The organism is Streptococcus sp. 2154 (genome assembly GCF_013277255.1).
GTDB classification, from domain to species: Bacteria; Bacillota; Bacilli; order Lactobacillales; family Streptococcaceae; genus Streptococcus; species Streptococcus pseudopneumoniae.
Genome location: NZ_VMMK01000044.1, coordinates 1 through 18,716 on the forward strand (window position 1 = coordinate 1; position 18,716 = coordinate 18,716).

Annotated in this window: 16 protein-coding genes and 3 pseudogenes; 18 read left to right on the top strand and 1 reads right to left on the bottom strand. The window is 40.4% G+C overall.

The window, feature by feature from the left end:
* Positions 1 to 36 precede the first annotated feature (36 nt).
* The 9 genes and pseudogenes from HT693_RS11705 to HT693_RS08195 form a co-directional block, all read left to right on the top strand.
* Positions 37 to 6,186: an FIVAR domain-containing protein gene (locus HT693_RS11705; protein WP_205403226.1), complete on the top strand. Its 6,150-nt coding sequence runs from the start codon at positions 37 to 39 to the stop codon at positions 6,184 to 6,186.
* Between the two features lie 958 nt (positions 6,187 to 7,144).
* Positions 7,145 to 7,756 carry an Abi family protein gene (locus tag HT693_RS08165; RefSeq protein ID WP_191995661.1) on the top strand — a complete coding sequence of 204 codons (612 nt, stop codon included), beginning with the start codon at positions 7,145 to 7,147 and terminating at the stop codon, positions 7,754 to 7,756.
* Between the two features lie 235 nt (positions 7,757 to 7,991).
* Complete coding sequence (locus HT693_RS08170) at positions 7,992 to 9,095, top strand: FAD-dependent oxidoreductase (protein WP_023940312.1); 1,104 nt, start codon at positions 7,992 to 7,994, stop codon at positions 9,093 to 9,095.
* 6 nt (positions 9,096 to 9,101) lie between these two features.
* Positions 9,102 to 9,371, top strand: a complete 270-nt coding sequence (locus HT693_RS08175) for a hypothetical protein (RefSeq protein ID WP_000694299.1) — start codon at positions 9,102 to 9,104, stop codon at positions 9,369 to 9,371.
* On the top strand, positions 9,350 to 10,369 hold the full coding sequence (gene galE / locus HT693_RS08180; protein ID WP_101514716.1) for a UDP-glucose 4-epimerase GalE: 1,020 nt from the start codon (positions 9,350 to 9,352) through the stop codon (positions 10,367 to 10,369). Before HT693_RS08175 ends, galE begins: the two co-directional genes overlap by 22 nt.
* A gap of 7 nt (positions 10,370 to 10,376) precedes the next feature.
* Positions 10,377 to 10,928: pseudogene (locus HT693_RS12395) on the top strand (glycosyltransferase family 2 protein); the annotation flags it as partial.
* A gap of 186 nt (positions 10,929 to 11,114) precedes the next feature.
* Positions 11,115 to 11,306: pseudogene (locus HT693_RS12400) on the top strand (glycosyltransferase); the annotation flags it as partial.
* A gap of 174 nt (positions 11,307 to 11,480) precedes the next feature.
* Complete coding sequence (locus HT693_RS08190; protein ID WP_000949237.1) at positions 11,481 to 12,125, top strand: hypothetical protein; 645 nt, start codon at positions 11,481 to 11,483, stop codon at positions 12,123 to 12,125.
* 38 nt (positions 12,126 to 12,163) lie between these two features.
* Positions 12,164 to 12,265, top strand: a pseudogene (locus HT693_RS08195) (group 2 glycosyl transferase); the annotation flags it as partial.
* Positions 12,266 to 12,328: 63 nt separating this feature from the next.
* Here the strand turns inward: HT693_RS08195 and HT693_RS08200 are convergent.
* Positions 12,329 to 12,532 carry a ferredoxin gene (locus tag HT693_RS08200; RefSeq protein ID WP_161802646.1) on the bottom strand — a complete coding sequence of 68 codons (204 nt, stop codon included), beginning with the start codon at positions 12,530 to 12,532 and terminating at the stop codon, positions 12,329 to 12,331.
* 51 nt (positions 12,533 to 12,583) lie between these two features.
* On the opposite strand from HT693_RS08200, the gene HT693_RS08205 reads away from it, so the two are divergent.
* From HT693_RS08205 to HT693_RS08245, 9 genes are all read left to right on the top strand, one after another.
* Complete coding sequence (locus tag HT693_RS08205; protein ID WP_001040899.1) at positions 12,584 to 13,060, top strand: SAG1386/EF1546 family surface-associated protein; 477 nt, start codon at positions 12,584 to 12,586, stop codon at positions 13,058 to 13,060.
* Positions 13,061 to 13,068: 8 nt separating this feature from the next.
* Entirely contained in the window at positions 13,069 to 13,740 is a 672-nt protein-coding gene (gene cmk, locus HT693_RS08210) for a (d)CMP kinase (protein WP_000849384.1), read from the top strand.
* Between the two features lie 130 nt (positions 13,741 to 13,870).
* On the top strand, positions 13,871 to 14,209 hold the full coding sequence (locus HT693_RS08215; protein WP_001061585.1) for a zinc ribbon domain-containing protein YjdM: 339 nt from the start codon (positions 13,871 to 13,873) through the stop codon (positions 14,207 to 14,209).
* A 2-nt stretch (positions 14,210 to 14,211) separates the two neighbouring features.
* On the top strand, positions 14,212 to 14,841 hold the full coding sequence (locus HT693_RS08220; RefSeq protein WP_000033949.1) for a Pr6Pr family membrane protein: 630 nt from the start codon (positions 14,212 to 14,214) through the stop codon (positions 14,839 to 14,841).
* A gap of 239 nt (positions 14,842 to 15,080) precedes the next feature.
* Positions 15,081 to 16,232, top strand: coding sequence for an MFS transporter (locus HT693_RS08225; protein ID WP_000808686.1), 1,152 nt, complete (start codon positions 15,081 to 15,083; stop codon positions 16,230 to 16,232).
* A gap of 317 nt (positions 16,233 to 16,549) precedes the next feature.
* Complete coding sequence (gene truA / locus HT693_RS08230) at positions 16,550 to 17,299, top strand: tRNA pseudouridine(38-40) synthase TruA (RefSeq protein WP_000199191.1); 750 nt, start codon at positions 16,550 to 16,552, stop codon at positions 17,297 to 17,299.
* Complete coding sequence (locus HT693_RS08235) at positions 17,289 to 18,062, top strand: bifunctional hydroxymethylpyrimidine kinase/phosphomethylpyrimidine kinase (RefSeq protein ID WP_138702212.1); 774 nt, start codon at positions 17,289 to 17,291, stop codon at positions 18,060 to 18,062. The genes truA and HT693_RS08235 overlap by 11 nt, the downstream gene beginning before the upstream one ends.
* Entirely contained in the window at positions 18,040 to 18,501 is a 462-nt protein-coding gene (locus HT693_RS08240; RefSeq protein WP_000814970.1) for an ECF transporter S component, read from the top strand. The genes HT693_RS08235 and HT693_RS08240 overlap by 23 nt, the downstream gene beginning before the upstream one ends.
* Positions 18,502 to 18,540: 39 nt before the next feature.
* A partial coding sequence (locus tag HT693_RS08245) for a helix-turn-helix domain-containing protein (RefSeq protein WP_007285107.1) occupies positions 18,541 to 18,716 on the top strand: 176 nt, incomplete at its 3' end.

Consider the following 18,716-nt stretch of genomic DNA (forward strand, 5'->3'; position numbering starts at 1 on the left):
CACTTTGGTGCCGCCAGTGTTGCGGTTGCCGCATTGATGTTTTTTGCCAACGGTGCAGTAGCAGCGAGTGAGACAGTCACTCCAGCTACAACTAATGACGTGGTCGCTGGATTTGATGGTAACCCTGATGGGGCTCTGCAGGAGTCGGATGAGGGAGAGTCGAAGGAGGTTGTACTTGAGCAACTTGCTGAAGGTAAGATCACAAAGGAGATAAAAGGGCAAGGGAGGTCAGCGGAAGGATCTAATCAAGGACAGACAGTAGCTGCCCCTAAAACTACTGGAGTAGACTCTAGCCAGCCAGAGTCTGTTCAAGAAAGTTCTCAGGTGAGAGAGAAAAGGGCAGGATCTGCTGACACGATAGCAGCCAAAACAAGCAGCACTGGAGTCCTTCAGCCTCGGGTGCTCAAAGACAGCCAGTCTGACTATGACCTTATTCCACTTGACGATGATGAGGATGATACAGAACAGGATGAACAACCGTTAAACACTCCGGTGACAACAGCGATTCAACCTCGTTCAAGAGGAAGCAGACAAGAAGTTCCTTCAGGCTACATAGCTGTGCCAAGTAATGCTTATGTAGATGGGAACAACTACTTTTTAGAAGATGGACATGCAGGTTCACCTTATGCCCGTGGAACCTATGTCTATGGTTCGCAACGTTCAAGAGCATATTGGGACGGAAAAGAGTTTCGTATTCCGGAAGCGAAAGATTTTATCTACGGGATAGTCAAGAAAACAGAAACTGGTTTTAAATGGGAGATTGATATCAATAAGGGAAAAGTAGGACGGGGTCCACACCACTACTTATCAAATACTTTTTGGTTTACCCTACCTAAAAACCACACTGTAAAAGCAAACTCAGTAACTATTTCTCGTTATGATCATAGGACTGGTGGCACCACTGCTACTAGTGGAGATGCAGGTAACGGAGAGGATCAAATCCTAAAGGCCTTACAATCAGCTGATGGAATTAGTGATGAAAAGCAGGGGACTGTTGCATCAACAGGAGCGGCAGCAAAAAGTGGAGGTTATGGTTATCGGACGGATAGTCTGGATGGCTTAGCCAAGGAAGAAGTTAACTGGTGGGTGCAGAAAGGTTTCTACTACCATGCTGATAAAAACTTCCCAACTGAAGTTGAGAAAAAGGCAGCTTCTAAATACTCTGGTATCAAAAATGAAACCGAGAAAGTCTACACCTTCTCTTTGGACGGAGGACGTGATGATAGCTACCATTTGACCTTTGAGACGACTTCCCCAGATACGACTTTCCGTAATCTCTATTACGCCTTGGGTGTTAAAGGGTTTAGGCTGTCAGGGAAATCAGTTAATCGCTTGCTAGTCAATCAGTGGTACGGTAGAGCTGCCGGTGAAGGAGACCAGGCTGAGAAGTATCCGGCTCAGTTGGAAGGAAATGGCTACTATCAGATTGTACAAGGGCGAATTTGGCAGCCGAAAAATAATAATGTATCAACAACTCCAGGTACCTCTTCATCTTTAATTGCTAAAAGCGATGGAGGCATTGACCTTGAATCTTACTTTAAAAATAGGGATAAGGTAGGGGATAATGCTGAATCACATCCAACTTCTTATAATCTTTTTAAGGACGGCGTCAAAGTTGAAAACAACAAAGAAGCTGCAGACACTATCGTCAATACTCCGGGAGTGAAATCTTATCTTGTAGAGCGAATCTTTGCTGACGGTTCTGGTGAATTGGTTCAGTTAAATTTTGTTGTGAAACCGAAAAAACCAAGTTTAAATACTGATTTGGAAAAGCAAGCAGGGATGATAAAGGATATCACTGCAACTAACGGAACCAAAGGTGTAGAGATGGTTCTCTACCATGACGGAAAAGAAGTAGCAACCAGTATTGCTGGTGATGATGGAAATGCAACCTTCAAAAATGTTGTTATTACAAAAGGTTCTTATACTGTCAAGTCACGTGTTTCAGGTCAGTCTTATTTGACTGCAGAAGGCAAGCGAACTTCACTCTTAGAGTCTGAATCATCAGATGCTAAAGTAGCCAACTACGATAGCAGTCAGATTCGTATTGGGTTTGGACAAAGTGGAGAGGGCGGAGCAGCTTCTAGCTTGGAGACAAGTAAGTATAAAGCACTATATCTTGACAGTTATACTGGAAAGCAACTACAAGTGCTGGTTCGAGTTCCAGGTGGTAAGTCTATCAAAAATATTGAAGTAACTGATTTAGAAAAAACGGGCTTGGTTCAGGGTGGAGTGGAGCCTGAGGGTTTCCTAAGTAGTACGACGCCATTAACAGGAACTATTAACAAAACCAATTCAGGTATCCATCAAATTACTGTTACGGTTACAACCGCAGATAATCTAAAAAATACAGAAAAACTCTATCTATACATTCCATTTACGAAACCGACTTTTGAAACAACAGCTGAGAGTTTGAAAGGAAAGACCACAGGAAAACCGGTCATCAAAGCAAACTCTGGAACAAAAGGAGAAGCAGCAAATATTCCTGATAAAGCAAAACTGAAAACCTTCTTGGTTAAAGGTGGGAATGATGTGGATGCTGTAGGCACAGGTGCTTCTGATAATAAGCCTAAAAAAGCTACTGGCTATACTATTCTTGCTAGTGGTGATGTTAAGGCGGATGGAACAGTTGAGTTTACTCCTGATAAGTATAGACAAGAATTGGTGGGGAATGAGGAACTTCGTCTAGTTACGGCAGTGGTTAAGGAAGGTACAGATGAACCTGTTTTAGACTATCTTGTATCACCACTATCAGAATCGCTTAAACTAGAACTTCCTACAGAAGCTAGCCGTGACTTTGTAAGCCCAGCAGAAAAAGTTACCGTTGAAAATCCAAGTAGTCTAAATCAAACCGAGAAAGATAAGCTAAAAAAAGCTATTGAAGATGCTAATCCAGGATTTAAAGTTGAAATAACAGATGATGGTAAGGTTCAGGTGACCAGACCGGATGGACAAGAGGAAGAAGCTGCTGTTAGTGATTTTGTGAAACAAAGTGGGCAAGCAGATTCTGCAGATGATTCGACTTCTCCAAAAGAAATCCAAAAACCAACTGAAAAAGTGAAGGTAGCTAATCCAAATAAGCTAACCAAAGAGGAATTGACGAAGATTACTCAGAAGGTTCAGGAGAAAAATCCTGGTGCTACTGTAAACGTTGGGCAAAATGGAGATGCCTATGTTGTACAACCAGATGGAACAAGTGGCTTGATTTCCCACAAAGATTTGTTGGAGCTGACAGAAGAGCAAAAAGAAGCTGCAAAGAACCGTAAACCGTTAGTCAACCCAGAGCAGAAAGTACCTGTAACCGATCCAGAGAAACTAAATTCTTCAGATATTGAAAAGATTAAGAAGGCTCTACAAGCTGCTAACCCAGGAGCGACTGTTACAGTGGATAGTGATGGAAATGCAACTGTTACAAGTCAGGACGGATCAGAAAGTAAGTTTATCTCACGAGATGACTTGGTTACAAAAGTGACGGTCCAAGCACCTCAATCTCCAACTATCTCACAAGATAAAGAAACTCTAACGGTAACATCAATGGTAGGTCAAGACGAAGCTACTAAGGTTATGCTTACGTATACAAATGCTACTGGACAAGAAAAAACTGTTGGTTTTACTAAAACTGGTAGCAACTGGAATAAGGATGACGCCAATGCAGATAGCACAATTTCGATTATAAATGATGAAAATGGACTGGGCAAAATCCTAATCCAAGCTGAAACAGCAGAAGCAGGTTCAACAGTTACAGTTAAGCAGCAGAAGGACGGCTCTGACTTTAGTATAGCAGCTACTACTAAGGTTTTAGGAAGATTAGAGGATGTAAGTGGTATAGCCCAACCAGATGGTTCGGTTGTAATTACTGTACCGCAGGAAGCTACTGAGTTTGATTTGACTTATCATAATCAAACTAGTAATCGTTCAGAAACACAACATTTTAGAAAAACTGATCAAGGATGGAGTGCTGTTGCAGGAATTACAGCTAGTGGCAATAGCTTTACCCTTCCAAAAAGTTTAGTAAAAGACGGGACGGAAGTTGCGGTAAAAGCTTCTAGCGCAACGAAAATTTCAGAAACTAAACGAATTAAGGCTAAGTTTGAACAACCGAGTGCAACAACTAGTGCTACACGTCAAAATGGAGATGTAGAAGTTACATTACCGACAGATGCAGAAAAAGTGACCTTAACTTATAAGAACAAACAAAATACCAATGCCACAGTAACACTGGTTAAACGAGGAAATAATTGGAGTTCTTCAACAACCTTACCAGATGGTATCAGTCTAGCAAATGGTAAGGTTACGCTTGACTATACAAAAGTGAACAGGAATACAAATATCACAACAGCCTCTACTAGAGGAAATGGCGATGTTGAATCTCAAGCAAATAACCAAAATCATCCTATTCCAGAACACACAGCTCCGACGACTAAGACGATTACAAAAGTAATCGGTGAAAATCCTACAAATGCAGAGTTACTTGCTGCTGTAGATGTAGCTAACAAAGCATCAGCTGTACTGAAAGAAGGAACACAGTATCCAACTACAGTAGGGAACCATACTCTTGACGTTGTTGTTACTTATACAGATCAAAGTACAGAAAACGTAAGAGTAACGTATGTGGTGAAACCAGCAGACAAGACAGCTCTAACGCAAGCGAATAACGATTTAGCAAGCGAAGTAGCAAGTCAACCAACTACAGATGACAAGCCACAAAGCAAAGTTGACGCATATACTAAAGCAAAAGAAGCGGCGGATAAAGCAGTGGAAGCAGCGAAAAAAGTAATAGCGGACGACAATGCGGCACCAGAAGCTGTACAAGCAGAGCTAGCGAAAGTAAACGCAGCCAAAGCAGCCTTGAAAGCGGCAGAAGATGCCGTAACAACCGCAGCGACAACTACAGCGAAAAATAAACTAACTGAGGATAAAGCGAAGTTAGATGAAGCTGTAAGTACAGAAGGTAAGACACCAGAAAGTATTCAAGCATACGAAGCCGCTAAGAAAGAAGCAGAAGCAGATGTTGCAGCAGCGAAGGAAGCAGCCAAAGCAGTATTAGCTAAAGGTGACAATGCGACAGCAGCTGAAGTTCAAGAAGCGCAAGAAAAAGTAACAGAAGCGCAAGGTAAGTTAGACAAAGCGAAAGAGCAGTTAGTCGACAAAGCAGACAAGACAGCTCTGGTAGTAACGCCAGTAGCAGACCCAGCGCATTTAACAGAAGCCGAAAAAGCCAAAGTTAAAGAAGCCGTTTCGAAAGCTAACCCAACAGCCACCAACGTAGTTGTAAAAGACAATGGAGACGTAACTGTCACATTACCAGATGGAACAACTAAAGAAATTCCATCGACAGAAACCGTAGAGAAAAAATCTGGTAATAATAGTACTGATACTAGCAACAGTGGCAACACCAACAATGGAGCTACTACCAACCCTGCTGGCAGCAATAGCAACAGTGTGACACCAGATAACAGAGGCAATACTCCAGCCCCTGGTGTGACAACTGACAATAGTAGCAATACGACCCTTACTACTCCATCGTCTACTGTTGGACAGGCACAAGCAAGCACTTCGACTCAAGAAACGCCAGTTTCTACAAGCACTCCAAACAATTCAGGAACTACAGTGACTCCTAACGAGACTCGTCCTGTTGACAAGTCTGAGCTTGCTCGATTGGTTGAAGGATTGGAAAGTCGTTTGAAAGATTTGGATGATATAGATAGTACAACGCTTGAGTCAGCTAAAGCTCTTCTTACAGAGATTAAACAAGCTCTTAATGACGAAAGTTTGACAGAGTCCGATTTGCGTGATATTGTTAGAAGAGTGAGAGAGGTAATAGACTCCTTAAAAGGTGTGAAAGAAGACCAGCAAAATCAAGAAAAAGATCAGATGAAAGACGATAGTCAGACAACTACTGAATTTTCATATGTAGTAATGATTGGCAGTCTACTTGCCCTTCTTGGGCTCCTTCTCTTCCTCATCGCGCGTCGTAAGAAAGAGTCAGAACTCAAGAAATTGGTCAAGGAACTAAGCAAGCTTGAAGCAGAATTGGATTCTACAAATGTGGATACGAAAGTTCTCGACCAAGCACGAGAAGCTCTCGCTCAAGCAGTTGCTTTCCTAGCCAATGAGAAAGAGTCTGACCACACAGAAGACGAGTTGATTGAGAAACTCAAAGCGATTCTTGCTCAGCTAAGATAAGCGACATGTTGAAATATCGCAGGTGACCATAGAAGTTACTACATTGCTGGATAATGACGATAGGAAAAGTTAGTCGCAAACCTGTAGTGGGAATATACCAGCTTCTAGTGGGGAAGTGGTTCTGGGAACAGGACACCGTCTTTTAAATGTGAATGCTTCCTCCTCTAGTACAAGTAGAAGTCTTTGATGGTAGAGTAAGATAAAGAAGAAACACGAAACAAGTAAGATAGTTCATGAAATGGAACTGAAAATTGCTGGTGTGGACTCTTGAAGGAAGTAATGGATAGAAAGAAGTTGAAAAGCGTCTTTCTATCCATCTTTCTTTAGGAGTTGATGTAAGCGCTCTCTATCACTTGGTTTTGTCAGATGATTGTGCTCTCCATAACCAACCATACGTATATCATATATAGTAGATTGAAATAAGATATGAACAAAGAGATTGAGAAAGTCAAATTAATTTCTAGAAATATTTTAGAATCCGTAGCCTACTATTCTAGGCTCAATATACTACACTTAAAAAATATTTCTATTGATTAATAGGGATTATTGTGGTATAATCTAGGTAGATTAGAAGTCATCAAAGGTGCAGCAATGTATAACTAGGTGACCTTTTTTCATATAGTGGAGACTGTTAGAATGAATGTTGCCATATTTGAATTAACAAATTTCAAGGAATATATTCCTTGAAATATTGATATAGTTGATAAAATACGATTAGTTTATAATCCTGTGTTAGCACCTACTACGTTAAAAATGGCGATTGAACCTGCACTGACAGAAGAAGAATTGTATCAACATATGAAAGATAAATCTCATTGGGATTTTTCATATAATGTTGACGATGAATTTTATAAAAAGGATTGCGTAGATTTATGGTAAATTGGTTAATCGTCAGTATATTTTAGCTAAGTAAGCCTATTTATTTGATAGTTACCTTAGAAATTTCCTTCAAGAAATATTGGAGAGAATTGAAGTCTTTTTGAAAAAGAGTACCGCTGATACTCTGACGCTTGGATACCAAAAAACTATTTATATTTTTGAAGACGATGATTTATATTTTTCTGAACAATCTAAATACTGCAAGGATAACCCTAAACGTCAGGATACTGTCTTGAAAACAAAGTATCATTTATCGCGGTTTATTTTTGAAAAACAAGATGATTCCATAGTAAAGAATCAGATTAGACAATATGGTGTTGTGTTGCCTTGGACTGTTTTTCGTTTAATGACATTTGGAAATATATCATCATTTCTTGTCGCCTTACAACCAGGTTATCGAAATAAGGTTGCTGCTTATATTAGTTTGCTCTTGTATAAGGATGATAAAATTCCAGCTAAAATCTTATTGTCCTGGTGTAATGCACTTCGATATCTTAGAAATATATGCTCATATAATGGCAGATTATATGAACGCTTACACCATACCTTACCTGCTCTTCATCATTCTGATAAGGAGTTATTGGAGACAAACTCAGAGAATGATGATAAGACATTATTTATTTATTTATTTTATAGCAATGAGACATCTTATTTTGTCCATGTCCCTAGAAACCCAGAATTTTTGGAATAAAAAATACAAAATTTACTAGAAGAAGGAAGTAGAGAACAAGTTGATTTGAGACACTACGGTCTTCCAGAGGACTGGGTGAACTTATTGACAATTAAGAATAGGATAATCTCTTAGATAGATAATTATTGGAAAGAATAAGATAGTATGGAGGTCTAGTATAAAACAAAATAAAGGGCACAAAACTTTTTTATTCTGTGTTGTGCCTTGAGTGAAACAAAAGGAATAAATTATAACAATGAAAAAAGTTGCCATTATTGGAGCAGGAATTGTGGGGGCAACAGCTGCCTACCACCTCTCGAAAGAAAGTGACCTAGAGGTAACCGTCTTTGACCATGGACAAGGTCAGGCTACCAAGGCTGCAGCAGGAATTATCAGTCCTTGGTTTTCCAAACGCCGCAATAAAGCTTGGTACAAAATGGCGCGCTTGGGGGCTGATTTTTATGTGGATTTATTAGCTGATTTAGAGAAATCAGGGCAAGAAATCGACTTTTACCATCGTTCGGGAGTCTTTCTCCTGAAAAAGGATGAATCCAAGTTGGAAGAACTCTATGAATTAGCCCTCCAGCGCAGAGAAGAATCTCCCTTGATAGGGCAATTAGCCATTCTGGACCAAGCATCATCTAATGAATTATTCCCTGGTTTGCAGGGATTTGACCGTCTGCTCTATGCTTCTGGTGGAGCGAGAGTAGATGGCCAACTTTTAGTGACTCATTTGCTGGAATCCAGTCATGTCAAGCTGGTCAAAGAAAAAGTGACTCTGACACCGTTAGCATCAGGCTACCAGATTGGTGAAGAGGAGTTTGAGCAGGTTATTTTGGCGACGGGAGCTTGGTTGGGGGATATGTTAGAACCCTTGGGTTATGCTGTGGATGTCCGTCCTCAGAAAGGACAGCTCCGAGATTATCAGCTGGCCCAAGACATGGAATTTTACCCTGTTGTCATGCCAGAAGGGGAATGGGATTTGATTCCTTTTGCAGGTGGTAAATTGTCCCTAGGTGCTACCCATGAAAATGATATGGGATTTGATTTGACGGTAGATGAAATCTTGCTCCAGCAAATGGAGGAGGCAGCCTTACCTCACTATCCAGTTTTAGCTAGAGCGACTTCAAGGGCTGAGCGTGTGGGAATCCGTGCCTATACTAGTGATTTCTCTCCTTTCTTTGGGCAAGTGCCAGAATTGGCAGGTGTCTACGCTGCTAGTGGACTAGGTTCATCAGGCCTCACAACTGGTCCTATTATTGGTTACCACCTAGCTCAATTGGTCAAAGGCAAGGAGTTGACTTTGAACCCTGAAAACTACCCAATTGAAAACTATGTCAAACCGGTAAAAAGCGAATAATACTCAATGAAAATCAAAAAACAAACTAGGAAACTAGCAGCGGGCTGCTCAAAACACTGTTTTGAGGTTGTGGATGGAACTGACGAAGTCAGTAACCATACCCATGGCAAGGCGAAGCTGACGTTGTTTGAAGAGATTTTCGAAGAGTATAAGCATTTTACTGAAATTTTATCTTACCCTCTAGGATGGCAAATGACATTCCCTATCAAAAATGGTAAAATAAGAAAAAATAATCCGAGAATCGAGGAATTAAGATGCAAGAAAAGATTTTGCTAACGGGTGGAGCAGGTTTTATCGGAACCCACACTGTTATTGAGTTAATCCAAGCAGGTCATCAGGTTGTTGTGGTGGATAACCTTGTCAACAGCAATCGCAAAAGTTTAGAAGTTGTTGAGAGAATTACAGGAGTTGAAGTACCTTTCTATGAGGCAGATATCCGTGATATAGATACTCTTCGTGACATTTTCAAACAAGAAGAACCAACAGGGGTCATTCACTTTGCTGGCTTGAAGGCTGTTGGAGAATCTACTCGTATTCCTCTTGCCTACTATGACAACAATATCGCAGGAACTCTTAGCCTTTTGAAAGCTATGGAAGAAGCCAACTGTAAGAACATCATTTTCAGTTCTTCTGCGACAGTTTACGGGGATCCTCATACAGTGCCAATCCTGGAAGATTTCCCACTTTCAGTGACCAATCCATACGGTCGTACCAAGCTCATGCTAGAGGAAGTTTTGATAGATATCTACAAGGCAGACTCAGAATGGAATGTGGTCTTGCTTCGTTATTTCAACCCAATCGGAGCCCATGAAAGTGGAGACCTAGGAGAAAATCCAAACGGTATTCCAAACAACCTCTTGCCATATGTGACTCAAGTAGCTGTTGGGAAATTAGAGCAAGTGCAAGTGTTTGGAGACGATTACGATACCGAAGATGGAACTGGTGTTCGTGACTATATCCACGTTGTCGATTTGGCTAAAGGTCACGTCGCAGCTCTGAAAAAAATCCAAAAAGGTTCAGGCCTAAACGTTTATAACCTTGGAACAGGTAAAGGCTACTCAGTTCTTGAAATTATCCAAAATATGGAAAAAGCAGTGGGACGCCCAATTCCTTACCGCATCGTAGACCGTCGCCCAGGGGATATCGCAGCCTGCTATTCAGATCCTGCAAAAGCCAAAGCAGAACTAGGCTGGGAAGCAGAACTCGGCATCACCCAAATGTGTGAAGATACATGGCGTTGGCAAAGCAAGCATCCAAATGGATTTGAAGACTAAGATGGTGATGTCAATCATTGTCCCCTGCTTAAACGAAGAGGAAGTACTTCCTCTTTTTTATCAGGCTCTGGAAGATTTGATTCCAGATTTGGAAACAGAAATCGAGTATGTCTTTGTCGAGGATGGATCGAACGATGGAACCTTGGAACTTTTAAAGGCCTATCGGGAGCAAAATCCGGCAGTGCATTATCTTTCTTTCTCTCGAAATTTTGGCAAAGAAGCAGCCCTTTATGCAGGCTTGCAATATGCGACAGGAGATTTGGTGGTGGTGATGGATGCAGACCTCCAAGATCCTCCTAGTATGTTGCTTGAGATGAAAAACTTACTAGACCAGAATGCAGATTTGGACTGTGTTGGAACACGGAGAACTAGTCGGGAGGGAGAACCCTTCTTTCGCAGTTTTTGTGCTAATCTCTTTTACCGCCTTATGCAAAAAATTAGTCCAGTAGCCCTGCCATCAGGTGTCCGTGATTTTCGCATGATGAGACGGTCTGTAGTCGATGCCATTTTAAGCTTGACCGAGTCCAATCGTTTTTCAAAGGGGCTCTTCGCCTGGGTGGGTTTCAAAACCTACTATTTGGACTATCCAAATGTCGAAAGGCAGGCTGGCAAGACCAGTTGGAGTTTGAGGCAACTTTTTTTCTACTCCATTGAAGGGATTGTTAATTTTTCAGATTTTCCCCTGATTATCGCCTTTGTGGCGGGACTCCTATCTTGTTTTATTTCTTTTGTGATGACTGTTTTTGTGGTGTTTCGGACCCTTATCTTGGGCAATCCGACATCTGGTTGGACCTCTCTGATGGCTGTTATTCTCTTTCTTGGAGGCATTCAACTCTTGACTATTGGGATTCTCGGTAAATATATCAGTAAGATTTATTTGGAGACTAAAAAAAGACCACTTTATCTTATCAAAGAAAAAAGTTATCATAGATCATGAAAAAGTAGGAATTATCTGGGGCAGTCACTTTTTTGTAATTATAATTCTTTTGGTCTGGAACTTGAGTGATTTTTAAAAAAATTAGGGATTTGACATGATATAAATGAACTATGTGGAATAAATTTACTGCAAAGACGATAACTTAATAAATAAAACATTCAGGAGGGTTATTTTATGCTAAGTAAAGAGGATTATACTGAAGAAATCGGGCTAATAAAGAAACAAAATTATGTAGAGGTTGAACTGTATCCTTTAGTTGCTGATATAATTAAGCCAACTTTAAAAGATAGTTTATCAAAAAGATATGTCTTCGGAAGACAAAGAAGGGGTTTGGGACAAATTTATTATGGTCTAAGTAATTTTCCTGATATAGTTATTTTAGATAAGACTTATGAAAACAAATCTAGGAAAAGTATAAAAATTGAAGAATGGAAGGAACTTCGAGGATGCGTGGAAGTTAAGAATTTAAATTATAGTTTAATTACAGAGGAAAAAATCAAATCAACCATATCGAACAGTTTTGAACATATAACTGGAGAGATGGGACAACTTATTGGAGACCTTTTATGGTATAAAAAAGTAATTTATACAAATGGAATTGAATGGAGATTTCTAAGTTTAGATGACAAGGAAGAGATAGATAATACAATTGTTGAAGTAGTTAACAAAAGAATAGAAACAGAAGAAGCGGGAAATTCTTTTGATTGGTGGAAGAATATTAAAGATTTATCGTTCAATTATACGGATATATGCCTATCTAAAGATTGTAGACGAGAGTGGAATGAATTTGTAAAAAGGGTAAAGGAAATAGAATGGTAGAAGTCTATTCTCATTGAGGAATTTAGATTATAAGTTGCAGTAAGATTTATCTGGAGACTAAAAAAAGACCACTTTATCTCGTTAAAGAAAAAAGTGATCTTCCTGATTTTACAGAAAAAAATAAAGTGAAAAGACTATAATTTTACATGGAAATATGCTAAACTAGAAAGAGTGAAACGTTCTTGTCAATTTACTATGAGAGATTAGTGTTGATCTTTAATCAAGGCACGTGTCGGACAGTTTCTAACAGCCTCTAAGACATCCTGACTAGGAGAAATTTCTTTTTCCAGTTGGTCAGGATTATCGTAAAAACGCACGATTCCATTATCGTGGTAATCAAATAAGTCAGAATAAGTTTGGCAAAGCCCACAGGCGATGCATCGTTCAGGTATAAGTGTGATTTTCATGTTCATATTTATATTGTAATAAGAAAAGTAAAAAAAAACAAGGAGTAAGGTATGGCAAAAGAACCGTGGCAAGAAGATATTTATGATCAAGAAGAAGCAAGAGCAGAGCGTCGGCATCGAAACCACGGAGGGGCTGATAGGATGGCTAATCGTATTTTGACGATCCTAGCTAGTATTTTCTTTGTAATTGTGGTGGTGATGGTCATCGTTCTCATCTATCTATCATCGGGGGGGAGTAATCGCACAGCAGCCTTAAAAGACTTTCATGATTCTGATGCAAGTGTAGTACAAATCTCATCTTCAAGCAGTTCTCAGCCTGAGCAGAGTTCAGAGCCAGAATCTACTTCTAGTAGTTCAGAAGAAGCTGCTAATCCTGAAGGAACGATTAAAGTTCTCGCAGGAGAAGGGGAAGCAGCTATTGCCGCTCGTGCAGGAATCTCCATTGCTCAGTTAGAGGCCTTGAATCCTGGGCACATGGCTACAGGATCTTGGTTTGCTAATCCAGGTGATGTTATAAAAATAAAATAGGAGCCGATATGAAAACAATTCAAATTGCTATTGATGGTCCTGCTTCCAGCGGTAAGAGTACGGTCGCAAAGATTATTGCTAAGGATTTTGGATTCACCTACCTTGATACAGGAGCTATGTATCGTGCAGCGACCTATATGGCTCTTAAGAACCAATTAGGAGTTGAAGAAGTCGAAGCCCTTCTAACCTTGTTGGACCAGCATCCAATCAGCTTTGGACGTTCAGAAACTGGAGACCAGCTTGTTTTTGTAGGAGATGTGGATATTACCCATCCTATCCGTGAAAATGAAGTGACCAATCATGTTTCTGCTATTGCAGCAATTCCTCAAGTGCGTGAGAAACTAGTTTCTCTCCAACAAGAAATTGCCCAGCAAGGTGGGATTGTCATGGATGGTCGCGATATTGGAACTGTTGTATTGCCACAAGCAGAATTGAAAATTTTCCTAGTAGCTTCTGTTGATGAGAGAGCAGGGCGCCGTTACAAGGAAAATATTGCCAAGGGAATTGAAACAGACCTTGAAACCCTAAAAAAGGAAATTGCTGCGCGTGACTACAAGGATAGTCATCGGGAGACTTCTCCTCTTAAACAAGCAGAGGACGCTGTCTATCTTGATACAACTGGCTTGAACATTCAAGAAGTAGTTGAAAAAATCAAATCAGAAGCTGAAAAAAGAATGTAAATGTAGAAAAGCCGATAGATGGATATCGGTTTTTTTCTAAATTTGTCAAAATGCTGATTTTAGGGTATAATAGTTGCTGTTCGAGAAATTTTGATTTTCAAAGAATAGTGAATGATGATAAGGAGAAACTATGAACAATTTACCAAATTGTCCAAAATGTAACTCAGAGTATGTCTACGAAGACGGTGCCCTACTGGTTTGCCCAGAGTGTGCTCATGAGTGGAATCCTGCTGAAGTTGCAGAAGCAGAAGAAGGTCTTGTCGCTATCGATGCCAACGGAAATAAATTGGCTGATGGTGATACAGTAACTCTCATCAAGGACTTGAAAGTAAAAGGTGCGCCAAAAGATTTGAAACAAGGGACGCGCGTGAAAAATATCCGCATCGTAGAAGGCGACCACAATATCGACTGTAAGATTGATGGTTTTGGTGCCATGAAACTCAAATCAGAGTTTGTGAGGAAGATTTAAGCATGTCAAAACACTATAAACTTGTATTTTATAGCCGTATCTTCTTGTTTCTAGCGGCTTTTACGGGAGTTTATCTTGAAATTACTAAGCATGGTGGTTTTGGGATGCTTCTCTATTACACGGTTCTGTCCAACCTCTTGGTAACTATTTTTACCCTTTATCTTCTAAAGGTTATGAGCCGTGTAGGTGAAAATTGGCAAAGGCCAAGTCTCTTGCGCTTAAAAGGTGGGGTCACCATGAGTATCATGATTACCTGTGTGATTTACCATTTCCTCTTGGCGCCCATTGCGACTAATTTCTATACCCTAGAAAATTTCCTTTGCCACTATATCGTTCCCATCTGGTTTTTAGCGGATACCCTCTTTTTTGACAAACAGGGTCAATATAAGATTTGGGATCCAGCAGTGTGGACCATTTTACCCTTGCTGTATATGATGTTTGCTCTTTTTAATGGCTTGGTTCTAAAACTCAATATTCCAAATGCCAAGGATAATCCTTTCCCTTACTTCTTTTTAAATGTGAACAAGGGTTGGGATGTCGTATTCAAGTGGTGTCTGATTATCTTTGTTGCCTATATGGTAGCAGGATTTATCTTCTACTTTATTAAGCAAATCAAGAGAAAGTCATTCTAATACTCTTCGAAAATCTCTTCAAACTACGTCAGTTTCCATCTGCAACCTCAACACACTGTTTTGAGCAGCCTGCGGCTAGCTTCCTAGTTTGCTCTTTGATTTTCATTGAGTATAAGACACAAGGGATTCATTTTCGAGTTTGAGAAGGAGTCTGTGTACCAATGAGGCTTCTTCTTTTCTTGCTTTTTTGATAACTATCAAAAAAGTAGAAGATTAAGAGAAATATAGAAAGAGATTTCATGAAACAATTTTTAGAACGGGCCAGCATTTTGGCTCTCTCCCTCGTTTTGATTGCCTCCTTTTCCATTTCGAGTGCCCTACCAGCCATGTTTGACTATTATCAGGGTTATTCTAAGGAACAAATTGAGCTCTTGGTGAGCTTGCCTTCCTTTGGAATCATGATGATGTTACTGCTAAATGGTTTCTTAGAAAAAATATTTCCTGAGCGCTTACAGATTAGTTTGGGCTTGCTGATTTTATCATTGAGCGGTACAGCTCCCTTCTGGTACCAAGCCTATCCCTTTGTCTTTGGGACACGGCTTCTTTTTGGTTTAGGTGTTGGGATGATCAATGCCAAGGCCATTTCTATTATCAGTGAACGCTATCAAGGAAAAAGGCGAATTCAGATGTTAGGGCTACGCGCTTCTGCAGAGGTCGTTGGAGCTTCTCTCATTACCTTGGCCGTCGGTCAGTTGTTGGCCTTTGGTTGGACAGCTATCTTTCTAGCCTATAGTGCTGGATTTTTGGTGCTGCCCCTTTATCTGCTCTTTGTCCCTTATGGAAAATCAAAGAAAGAAGTCAAGAAAAGAGCGAAGGAAGCAAGTCGTTTAACTCGAGAAATGAAAGGCTTGATTTTTACCCTAGCTATCGAAGCGGCAGCTGTAGTTTGTACCAATACAGCTATTACCATCCGTATTCCAAGTTTGATGGTGGAAAGAGGATTGGGGGATGCCCAGTTATCTAGTTTTGTTCTTAGTCTCATGCAGTTAATCGGGATTGTGGCTGGAGTGAGTTTTTCTTTCTTGATTTCTATCTTTAAAGAGAAACTGCTCCTCTGGTCTGGTATTACATTTGGCTTGGGGCAAATCGTGATTGCCTTGTCTCCATCCTTGTGGGTGGTAGTAGCAGGAAGTGTTCTGGCTGGATTTGCCTATAGTGTAGTCTTGACGACGGTCTTTCAACTTGTCTCTGAACGAATTCCAGCTAAACTCCTCAATCAAGCAACTTCATTTGCAGTTTTAGGCTGTAGTTTCGGAGCTTTTACGACCCCATTCATTCTAGGTGCAATAGGGTTACTAACGCACAATGGGATGCTGGTCTTTGCCATCTTAGGAGGTTGGTTGATTGTAACCTCTATCTTTGTCATGTACCTATTTCAAAAGAGAGCTTAGGATTGATTCCTAAGTTTTTCTTTTGATACTCAATGAAAATCAAAGAGCAAACTATAGTTGATTGAGTTTGGAATAGTACGCTGTAGCTGCTAAAACATTTCTAGAAATTAATTTGACTTTCCTAATAGAGTTATTCATATCTTATTTCAATCTACTATAGAAAGCTAGCCGCAGGTTGCTCAAAATAGTGTTTTGAGGTTGCAGATGGAAACTGACGTGGTTTGAAGAGATTTTCGAATAGTATGAGATTTTTATACCCATACAATATTTGTTTTAGGTCCTTGTTTACAGACTAATTTCTTGATAAAATAGAGGTTATGACGAGATATAAAGCAACTATTTCCTATGATGGTTATGCCTTTGCTGGCTTTCAGCGCCAGCCTCATGCGCGTAGCGTTCAGGAAGAAATTGAAAAAACCTTGACCAGGTTAAATAAAGGGCAAGCTATTACTGTTCACGGTGCTGGTAGGACAGATAGTGGGGTTCATGCTCTGGGACAGGTGCTTCATTTTGACTTGCCCTATCAGATGGATGAGGAGAAACTCCGTTTTGCCTTGGATACCCAGTCTCCTGAAGATATTGATGTGATTTCGATTGAGCTTGTGGCAGATGATTTTCATTGCCGTTATGCCAAGCATAGCAAGACCTATGAGTTTATCGTGGATAGAGGACGTCCCAAAAATCCCATGCGCCGTCACTATGCCACCCACTTCCCTTACCCACTTGATGTGGAGAGGATGCAGGAGGCCGTCAAAAAGCTAGAAGGAACCCATGATTTCACTGGCTTTACAGCCTCTGGGACTAGTGTAGAGGATAAGGTTCGCACTATTACAGAAGCCAGTCTTAGGGTTGATGAGACAGGCCAGTTTTTGACTTTTACCTTTTCAGGAAATGGTTTCTTGTATAAACAGATTCGCAATATGGTGGGGACACTGCTCAAAATCGGCAACAAGCGTATGCCAGTAGAGCAGATTGACCTCATCTTGGAGAAAAAGGACAGGCAGCTTGCAGGTCCCACTGCAGCACCAAATGGTTTATATTTAAAGGAGATTCGTTATGAAGAATAATCGTATTTTAGCACTTTCTGGGAATGATATTTTTAGTGGTGGTGGTTTGTCAGCTGATTTGGCTACCTATACCTTGAACGGCTTGCATGGCTTTGTAGCAGTGACTTGTTTGACAGCCTTGACGGAAAAGGGCTTTGAAGTCTTTCCAACTGACGATACCATTTTTCAACATGAATTAGATAGCTTGCGTGATGTAGAATTTGCAGGGATTAAGATTGGTCTTCTACCAACTGTCAGTGTGGCTGAGAAGGCTTTGGACTTTATCAAGCAACGTCCAGGAGTGCCTGTGGTTTTGGATCCTGTCTTGGTCTGTAAGGAAACGCATGATGTAGCTGTCAGTGAACTCTGCCAAGAGTTGATTCGCTTTTTCCCTCATGTCAGTGTGATTACGCCTAATCTTCCTGAAGCAGAATTACTAGCTGGTCAGGAAATTAAAACCTTGGAAGACATGAAAACTGCAGCTCAGAAATTGCATGACTTAGGAGCGCCAGCAGTCATTATCAAGGGAGGCAATCGCCTTAGTCAGGACAAGGCTGTGGATGTCTTTTATGATGGACAAAACTTTACAGTTCTAGAAAATCCTGTCATTCAAGGGCAAAATGCTGGTGCAGGTTGTACCTTTGCTTCCAGCATTGCCAGTCATCTAGTCAAAGGTGATGAACTTTTACCAGCAGTAGAAAGCTCAAAGGCTTTCGTTTACCGTGCCATTGCACAGGCAGATCAGTATGGAGTAAGACAATATGAAGCAAACCAAAACAACTAAAATCGCCCTTGTATCCCTCTTAACCGCCCTTTCTGTGGTTCTAGGCTATTTCTTAAAAATTCCAACACCGACAGGTATTCTAACTCTTTTAGATGCGGGTGTTTTCTTTGCGGCCTTTTACTTTGGTAGTCGTGAAGGAGCTGTAGTCGGAGGACTAGCAGGTTTCTTGATTGACCTCTTATCAGGCTATCCTCAGTGGATGTTCTTTAGCTTGGTCAACCATGGCTTGCAGGGATTTTTCGCAGGATTTAAAGGAAAAACTCAGTGGTTAGGCCTTATCTTAGCAACGATTGCCATGGTAGGGGGTTACGCCTTGGGTTCTACATTGATGAATGGCTGGGCAGCAGCCCTACCAGAAATTTTACCAAATTTCATGCAAAATATGGTAGGGATGATTGTAGGATTTATTCTTAGTCAAAGTATCAAGAAGATTAAGTAATACTATCCTAAAATCAAAAAACATCTTATAATAGTAGTTATGAAACTTACAAACGAAGAAACACAAAAAATTGAACAACTCCTAAGAGATTCATCGTACGCCAAATATCACAAACGTCTACAGATTATTTATTTTCGCTCAAAAGAAAAGAGTTATAAGGAAATCATGGATCTGCTAGATTGCAATAAAACAACTGTTTGGAGGAATTTGAAAAA

Bases quoted from the DNA above. Each gene is read 5' to 3' on its own strand.
- HT693_RS08200 (WP_161802646.1), bottom strand. From the start codon at position 12,532: ATGAAAATCACACTTATACCTGAACGATGCATCGCCTGTGGGCTTTGC.
- HT693_RS08215 (WP_001061585.1), top strand. From the start codon at position 13,871: ATGAACAATTTACCAAATTGTCCAAAATGTAACTCAGAGTATGTCTAC.
- truA (WP_000199191.1), top strand. From the start codon at position 16,550: ATGACGAGATATAAAGCAACTATTTCCTATGATGGTTATGCCTTTGCT.
- HT693_RS08170 (WP_023940312.1), top strand. From the start codon at position 7,992: ATGAAAAAAGTTGCCATTATTGGAGCAGGAATTGTGGGGGCAACAGCT.
- HT693_RS08225 (WP_000808686.1), top strand. From the start codon at position 15,081: ATGAAACAATTTTTAGAACGGGCCAGCATTTTGGCTCTCTCCCTCGTT.
- galE (WP_101514716.1), top strand. From the start codon at position 9,350: ATGCAAGAAAAGATTTTGCTAACGGGTGGAGCAGGTTTTATCGGAACC.
- HT693_RS08190 (WP_000949237.1), top strand. From the start codon at position 11,481: ATGCTAAGTAAAGAGGATTATACTGAAGAAATCGGGCTAATAAAGAAA.
- HT693_RS08235 (WP_138702212.1), top strand. From the start codon at position 17,289: ATGAAGAATAATCGTATTTTAGCACTTTCTGGGAATGATATTTTTAGT.
- HT693_RS08240 (WP_000814970.1), top strand. From the start codon at position 18,040: ATGAAGCAAACCAAAACAACTAAAATCGCCCTTGTATCCCTCTTAACC.
- HT693_RS08205 (WP_001040899.1), top strand. From the start codon at position 12,584: ATGGCAAAAGAACCGTGGCAAGAAGATATTTATGATCAAGAAGAAGCA.
- HT693_RS11705 (WP_205403226.1), top strand. From the start codon at position 37: ATGTTTTTTGCCAACGGTGCAGTAGCAGCGAGTGAGACAGTCACTCCA.
- HT693_RS08175 (WP_000694299.1), top strand. From the start codon at position 9,102: ATGAAAATCAAAAAACAAACTAGGAAACTAGCAGCGGGCTGCTCAAAA.
- cmk (WP_000849384.1), top strand. From the start codon at position 13,069: ATGAAAACAATTCAAATTGCTATTGATGGTCCTGCTTCCAGCGGTAAG.
- HT693_RS08220 (WP_000033949.1), top strand. From the start codon at position 14,212: ATGTCAAAACACTATAAACTTGTATTTTATAGCCGTATCTTCTTGTTT.